Genomic DNA, 7,684 nt, shown 5'->3' on the forward strand with positions numbered 1-7,684 from the left:
TAACAGAGAAATAGGGTAAAGAAAATAGAATGACTTAGTCAAACAAGAAAAAAGAAAAATCGAACAGCATCGATTTCTCTTTTTTCTTTAATATCAGCAAGTTTTGTCCCAGCCACTTTTTCTAACGGAGCGGGTTTCTACAATAAGCAGAAATGGTGTATCATTGTAAGAGGAGGATGAATATGCTGAAAAATATACAAAAATCGCTAATTTTTTTCATGTTACTTATTATATCTCAATGGTTATTTCGTGATGACATTCAATGGGGACATATTATAGGAACTTCAATATTATTTTTCCTTTTTAGTATATTTTACGATTGGGCAAGTATCCCCTATAAGTGGAAGAAGGAATAAGCTTATTTGAGTTATCATTCGAATAGGCTTATTAATCTTAAAATTGCTACGGTAGCTAACTCAAAGTTGAATCTGTTTAGAACTCATCGAATTATTGTTTGAAACAGTTTGTCCCTTTACTACACATTTTCCATTCCCTACCAATTACTTCGCTTCCATGCTACAATTGTTTTAACTTCATTCAGCAATTGTTTTTTGTAGCGAAAGCAAAGCGTCAGCTATAGAAGTCTCATGCAAACACAGGCCGATTCCGGACACAATTAAGCCACGGCATAGTTGATTAGAAAGATTTTTCGGTTAGTTAAGAAAAAGCAAGATGGGGGGAATAAAGATGGATAGTGAGAAATACGGTAATGAAAGTAACGAAATCTACATTTATAGTTATATAACCTACAATATTTTTGCGTATATTATTAGTATTCTATTTTCACCATTATTAGGGGTGATCATGGGAATTGTGGGTGTAACCCAGCGTAAGAAATATGCGTGGAGTATTATAATCATTTCAATAGTCAGTTGGGTTCTCAATCTTTTCATAATTAATTATATTCTATAAATACAACTTTGCAGAAATCGGGATTGTATAAACATTAGGTGCAATTTTCAAAGATTCAATTTCCGAAATAAAAATAAATTTTCACTTCCAACAATCTAGAGGGCTTGTGCGTATTACAACTTATACACGTAAGTCCTTTTGTTATGTTTTTCACGCAATTACAGGAGCGCTTCTACAGCTTAGAGGCTGGGACATAAGTTTGTTTATAAAGAAAAATTTATAAATTTCACATCAGAAAAGCACGAGAAATCAACGTTTCTAAAATTGATTTCTCGTGTTTTTTAAGGTTTTGACCAGTTATGTTCTATCCTCTTTTTTCAGTTAGTGATCCCAATGAGATGGACGTTTCAAGTGGGAGGGTAATTTTGTTTGATGATTGCCTTGAGCTGAATTAATTTGCATTTGTGTTAAAAACATACTTGTTGATAGGTCTGCGCCGCGTAAATTGGCATCACGTAAATCTGCGCCAATAAAATCAACACCTCTTAAATCTGCATTTTCAAGATTAGCAGCAATTAAATAAGATCCTCGAAGGTCAGTTGCTCTTAAATCCTTACTTTTTAAATTCTTTCCCATCCAATCGGCCCCTCTATAATCATACTTTCGAGAGTTTTTTTCACTTATCTTTACAATTAGGCTTTGGCGAATTTGCTCACTTGTTTCTAATAGTAAAATATTCACCGGCAGTCGAAAATTAGGGATATCTATTGCTAGTAATGCATCTGCTTCCAGTTCTGTTGCAAGCTGTAGTTGTTCTAATTGCAAATGTAGCTTGTTAAATAGGGACGAATCAACCTTATACGATAATGCTTCTGCTACATAAGCAATCATTTCATAAAGTTGTTCCATAATTGGAAAGACACGAAACATTTTCTCAGAAATTTTAGGGGATTGTCGCCAGTCTTGCCCATGGAAAGTTGTTTGTGAAACCTTTTGCCCTGCGCCTAAACAATCAAAAACTGTACATCCTTTAAACCCTTGATCTCTAAGTTTATGATGAATTTGGCAGCTAAAATCTGATTGTAGATTTGGGCAAGGTGTTCCAGCTGCTTTATTAATGGCGAAGTCGCTAGAGGCAGCAATATTTAAAGCTGTGCAGCATAGACCAAAACAGCTTTGACAATCCGCCTGTAAACTTTCACGTATCTCTTTTCCCATTGTATGATCCATTTTTTTTGTTTCGGACATCCTTGATTTCCTCTCTTAACTATAAACTTACATATGATTCTATCACTAATTAACTATGAAATGATATTTTTAACTTTTCTCTGCAAAGTTTTTTTGTGACGAAAGCAAAGCGGCAGTCCCAGATGTGAATAAATTTACTTAAACGAAAGTGGTAGTGCAATGATAGGGTATGTAATTTTTCACAAAATTCAATGTTTGCTATTGACAATATATTGTGAAAGGCTATAATTTCTATAGACAGACAGTCGGTCTGTAAGGGAGGCATAAAAATGAGAAAAGAAGCGGAAGAACGTAGGAACGAAATACTTGATGCAGCGGATGAGCTTTTCAGTCAGAAGGGCTTTGATGGCACAAGTACTAACGATATTCTCGAAAAGGTTGGGATTGCACGAGGAACACTGTATTATCACTTCAAGTCGAAAGAGGATATTATGGACGCGTTAATTGAGCGGTATAACGTTCAAATTTTAGGAGCTGCGAAGGCAATTGCCGCAGATAAGAGCATACCCGTCAACGAGCGTATTATCCGTGTTGTAATGGCATTAAACATAAGTGGTGGCAACGGCAAGGAAATTATTGAGCATATACATAAGCCTCAGAACGCACTTATGCATCAGAAAATCCAGAAGGTTGTAATCAACGGCCTTCCTCCGATTTTGACGGAAATAATCCGTGAAGGTATTGAGCAAGGATTATTCAATACGCCTTATCCGTATGAATGTATGGAAATGGTTGTGGCATATACGAATACCGTTTTTGATGATGATATGGTTGATATGACGAATGAAGAACGTGCTTCGCGTATACCAGCATTTATATTCAACGTAGAGAGGCTACTCGGTGTCGAAAGCGGGAGTCTTATGTACATGATGAAGATGTTTGGTAGTGGAGGTGAAGAAAATGGAAACAACGATGGTTGATTCCGAGCGTCTTTTCAAAAAATTTCTTCTGCTTTGGTCGGGGCAGCTAATTTCAGCAATAGGAAGCGGGCTTACAGCGTTTGGGCTTGGGATTTATGTTTTCCAGCAGACGGGAAAGGCATCGGCAATGGCACTTGTCACCTTACTTGCGTTCATGCCTTCGCTGCTTTTAAGCCCTGTGGCAGGAGTGCTTGCGGACCGTTATGACCGAAGACTTTTAATGGTGTTAGGAGACAGTCTATCAGCGATAGGTCTTGTGTATATTCTTATATGTATGCTTAGCGGGGAAGCACTGCTATGGCAGATTTGTGTGGGAGTTACAATAAGCTCGGTGTTTTCATCGTTGCTTGATCCCGCATACAAGGCTACGGTTACGGATTTACTGTCCGAGGAACAGTTCACGAAGGCAAGCGGTTTGGTCCAGATGGCGGGTTCTGCAAAATATTTGATTTCGCCCATCATTGCGGGATTTTTGCTCACCGTTTCGGATATAAAACTTTTACTTGTCATCGACATCTGTACATTTTTTGTAACGGTTATCTCAGCGCTTGCTGTACGAAGAGGTCTTGCTTCAAAGAAATATGAACAGACACAATCATTTTTCAATGAGTTCAAAGATGGTTGGCGTGCAGTTTCTCATAATCGAGGTGTACTCGTTCTTGTTATCATGACATCGGTGCTGACATTTTATCTTGGCATTATTGAAACACTTTCTATTCCGATGTTGCTTACTTTTACGAACAGTTCTGTCATCGGAATGGTGGAAACTATTGTCGCTACTGGGATGCTCGTATCCAGTGTAATCATAGGATTTCTTCCGATAAAAAAAGGATATGTGAAAATTCTTGCATTTTCGCTGTTTTTTGAAGGGATATTTATGGCGATATTCGGACTTCGGGAAAATATAGTACTGATCTGTATTTCAGGCTTTTTCTTTTTTGCCATGATGCCATTTGCAAACTCAACATTGGATTTTCTTGTTCGTACCAATATTGATAATGAGGTTCAGGGTAGAGCATGGTCACTTATAGGGGTAATTTCACAGCTTGGATTTGTAGCGGCCTATGCGCTTTCGGGTATACTTGCAGATTATGTGTTCACTCCTTTACTAGTTGACGGTGGATTGCTTGCTGACAGCGTAGGAAAAATTACCGGTACAGGTCAAGGTAGGGGAACGGGCTTCCTCATCATCATCGCTGGAATTTTATTAAGTATTACTTCATTCATTTTGTTCAACTTGAAATCAGTGAAAAAGCTTGAAAACAGAGGTGACGTATGTATTACAGAATAATCCGTAATGACTTTTTAAAAAGCAAACTGATAACGCTGACAACAACGTTATTTGTCGCTGTTGCGGCTATGCTCGTTTCCTTATCGGCGATACTTATAGTAAATCTTTCAAGTGCTATCGATTCACTTATGAATCAGGCGAAGACACCGCATTTTATGCAAATGCACTCTGGGGATATCGATACTGTCCGACTTACAAACTTCGCGGAGCAAAACAGCAATGTCGATGATTTTCAAGTGCTTGAGTTTCTCAACGTGGATAACAGTCAAATTATTTTAGGTGATCGTTCACTTGCGAATAATGTTCAAGACAATGGTTTTAGCATACAGAGTGAAAAGTTTGATTATCTTCTTGATCTTGATGGAAACATTATTAATGTATCCGATGGCGAGCTTTATGTTCCAATAAACTATATGAAGGACGCCACTACGAAGGTAGGTGATAAAGCCGTAATAGGCGGAAAGGAATTTACTGTAGCAGGATTCCTCCGGGATTCACAGATGAATTCTATGCTGTCCTCTTCAAAAAGATTTCTCGTAAGTGCAAATGATTACGCTGCAATTAAAAGCCGTGGAAGTATGGAGTATTTGATTGAGTTTAGATTAAAGGATTTATCGGCGCTCGGTGAATTTGAAACTGCTTATGCTTCCGCGGGACTTGAAGCGAACGGACCAACGATTACATATCCACTTTTCAAAACAATTAACGCATTTTCTGACGGAATTATGATAGCAGTTATTCTTCTTATAAGCGTTCTTGTCGTTGCTATCGCATTTATGTGCATACGCTTTACACTCCTTGCGAAAATCGAAGACGATTATCGTGAAATTGGTGTTATGAAGGCAATAGGGCTACGCCTTTCCGATATTAAGAAAATTTATCTTGCGAAGTACGCAGCAATTGCGGCAGTGGGTAGTATTCTCGGTTATGCACTTTCGTTGATGTTCAAAAACATGCTGCTAGAAAACATCAGGCTTTATATGGGGGAAAGTGAAAACTCTTCTTTTGCTACGTCTTTAGGGATCATCGGCATTCTACTTGTATACCTTGCAATAATAGCCTATGTAAGCGGCGTGCTGAGACGCTTTCGGAAAATATCTGCGGCAGAAGCAATACGCTTTGGCATTTCGCAGGAAAAAAGCGCAGGCGCAAAACGTGTTTGCCTGAACAAAAATAAGTTGTTAAATACGAATCTTTTCCTTGGGATCAAAGATGTTCTCGCAAGGAAAAGACTTTATGCCACAATGCTTGCAGTACTTGTCATTTCGGCATTTATCATTATTGTTCCACAGAATCTATACAACACGATTTCCTCAACAAGCTTCATTAAATATATGGGAATTGGAAACTACGATATTCGTCTTGATATTCAACAAACTGATCAAATCTCTAAAAAAGCCGCAGAAGTTTTAGAATATATGAACAGCGACAGTTCCATTTCAAAGTATACCATCCTTACAACAAAGACATTCAAAACAAAAATGGAAGACGGTTCGGAAGAAAATATAAAAATCGAACTTGGCGACCATTCGATATTCCCTATTGAATATACCGAGGGCAGAGCACCCGCCAAAGAAAACGAAATTGCACTTTCAGCTTTAAACGCTGATGAAATGAGCAAAAAGGTCGGCGATACAATTACGGTCATCATGAAGGGGAAGGAGAATAAGCTCACGGTTAGTGGTATTTATTCTGACATTACGAACGGTGGTAAAACGGCAAAGGCTATATTTACCGACCATTCGGAAAATATCATGTGGAGCGTTATTTGTGCAAAGCTTTCAGATAAAGCCCTTGTCGATGAAACAATCTCTAACTATGCGGACCGATTTACTTTTGCTAAGATTTCCAATATTGATGAGTTTGTCAAACAAACTTTCGGTTCGACTATAAAATCAGTCGAAAAAGCCTCCTTAGCCGCAATTGCGATTGCACTTGTGATAACGATTCTAGTTACACTGTTGTTTATGAAAATGCTTGTCGCAAAGGATAGATATTCGATTGCTATAATGAAAGCACTCGGTTTTACAAATTCGGATATTACGGTGCAGTACGGTTCGCGGGCGTTATTTGTATCAATTATCGGAATAATTGTCGGTACACTTCTGGCAAACACTCTTGGAGAAGTACTTGCAGGTGCAGTTATTACCTCGTTCGGGGCGTCATCGTTTAGTTTTTCAATCAATCCACTTTCGGCATACGTGTTTTGTCCGTTATTGATGATTTGTTCGGTACTTATCACAACAATCATTGGCACATCGGGCGTTGGGAAAATAAAAATATCCGAAAATATAAAGGAGTAGCTTATGAAAAATCTTATAATCGGTGAACATATTGTAAAATATTTCGGCGAGGGCGATGAAAAACACAATGTTCTCGACGGCGTGTCTGTTGATATAAACGAGGGTGAGTTTATTGCGATCATGGGACCCTCGGGCTCGGGAAAATCAACGCTCATGTTTGCATTGAGCGGCATGGACAATGTTGATGGCGGAAGGGTTACTTTTGATGGAAGTGATATATCGTCAGTCGGTGAGGCTGAACTTTCAGATATACGTAGAACTAAAATGGGCTTTGTATTTCAGCAGCCAACTATGCTTAAAAATCTAAATATTCTCGATAATATTATTCTTCCATCAATTCGCGATAATAGAAAAAATGTTGCAAAAATTTCAGAGAAAGCAAGAGCGCTTATGAAGAGGGTAGGCATTGCGGAGCTTGAAATTCGCGATATTACACAAGTTTCAGGAGGGCAGCTACAGCGTGCGGGAATATGTCGAGCGCTTTTGAACAGCCCGAAAATCATCTTCGGCGATGAGCCTACCGGTGCACTTAATTCAAAATCTGCCCAGGAGATCATGGACATCTTTTCTGAAATTAACGTGGGCGGTACTGCGATTATGCTTGTGACTCACGATGCAAAGGTTGCGGCGCGTACGGAACGCATAATGTTTATGCTCGACGGAAAACTCGTCAGTGAGCTAAAGCTTCCGAAGTTTGACGGTACAAATATTGATGGCAGAATAGGGAAAGTAACGGAGAAAATGTGGGAAATAGGAATATAAATTACCGTATCAACTAACGCTGAATCTCATAATGAAAAATGTAAGATTTCTAGAGTAGTTTCGTACCGAGTTGGCAATAAATGATTGGTTTTAGAGAAAAGCTGGGGGGATTGGTTCACAAACCAACCTCTGCTTTTACTTGTACGAATAAATTATAGTTGTCATTGTTTTTGGCTCTTCACCATAAAGTGTGGTTGATTTCTTTGATAGAATGAGCTGTTTTCGATAAAAGCCCAAAAAGTTTCGATAAAAAGAGATTTTGTTTCGATAAAAGCTCAAAAAGTTTCGATAAAGAGCGATTTTGTTTC

General features: G+C 38.5%; 5 protein-coding genes. 4 read left to right on the plus strand and 1 reads right to left on the minus strand.

Going from position 1 to position 7,684, the window contains the following annotated elements:
- Nucleotides 1-1,233 precede the first annotated feature (1,233 nt).
- A complete protein-coding gene (locus tag QRN68_RS19615; protein WP_285398586.1) occupies nucleotides 1,234-2,100 on the minus strand; it encodes a pentapeptide repeat-containing protein in 867 nt (288 codons plus the stop codon).
- 269 nt (nucleotides 2,101-2,369) lie between these two features.
- Between QRN68_RS19615 and QRN68_RS19620 the strand changes: the two genes are divergently transcribed.
- From QRN68_RS19620 to QRN68_RS19635, 4 genes are read left to right on the plus strand one after another with little or no spacing between them, the layout of a single operon-like run.
- Nucleotides 2,370-3,020 (plus strand): TetR/AcrR family transcriptional regulator, encoded by a 651-nt coding sequence (locus QRN68_RS19620; RefSeq protein WP_481817474.1) that lies wholly within the window; start codon nucleotides 2,370-2,372, stop codon nucleotides 3,018-3,020.
- Complete coding sequence (locus QRN68_RS19625) at nucleotides 3,001-4,311, plus strand: MFS transporter (RefSeq protein ID WP_285398587.1); 1,311 nt, start codon at nucleotides 3,001-3,003, stop codon at nucleotides 4,309-4,311. The genes QRN68_RS19620 and QRN68_RS19625 overlap by 20 nt, the downstream gene beginning before the upstream one ends.
- The gene (locus QRN68_RS19630; protein WP_285398588.1) at nucleotides 4,296-6,614 is read left to right on the plus strand and encodes an ABC transporter permease; all 2,319 of its coding nucleotides are present in this window, start codon (nucleotides 4,296-4,298) and stop codon (nucleotides 6,612-6,614) included. The genes QRN68_RS19625 and QRN68_RS19630 overlap by 16 nt, the downstream gene beginning before the upstream one ends.
- Nucleotides 6,615-6,617: 3 nt before the next feature.
- Nucleotides 6,618-7,376, plus strand: coding sequence for an ABC transporter ATP-binding protein (locus QRN68_RS19635; RefSeq protein ID WP_285398589.1), 759 nt, complete (start codon nucleotides 6,618-6,620; stop codon nucleotides 7,374-7,376).
- The last annotated feature ends 308 nt before the right edge of the window (nucleotides 7,377-7,684 follow it).

The organism is Lysinibacillus sp. fls2-241-R2A-57 (genome assembly GCF_030209535.1).
Taxonomy (GTDB): domain Bacteria; phylum Bacillota; class Bacilli; order Bacillales_A; family Planococcaceae; genus Lysinibacillus.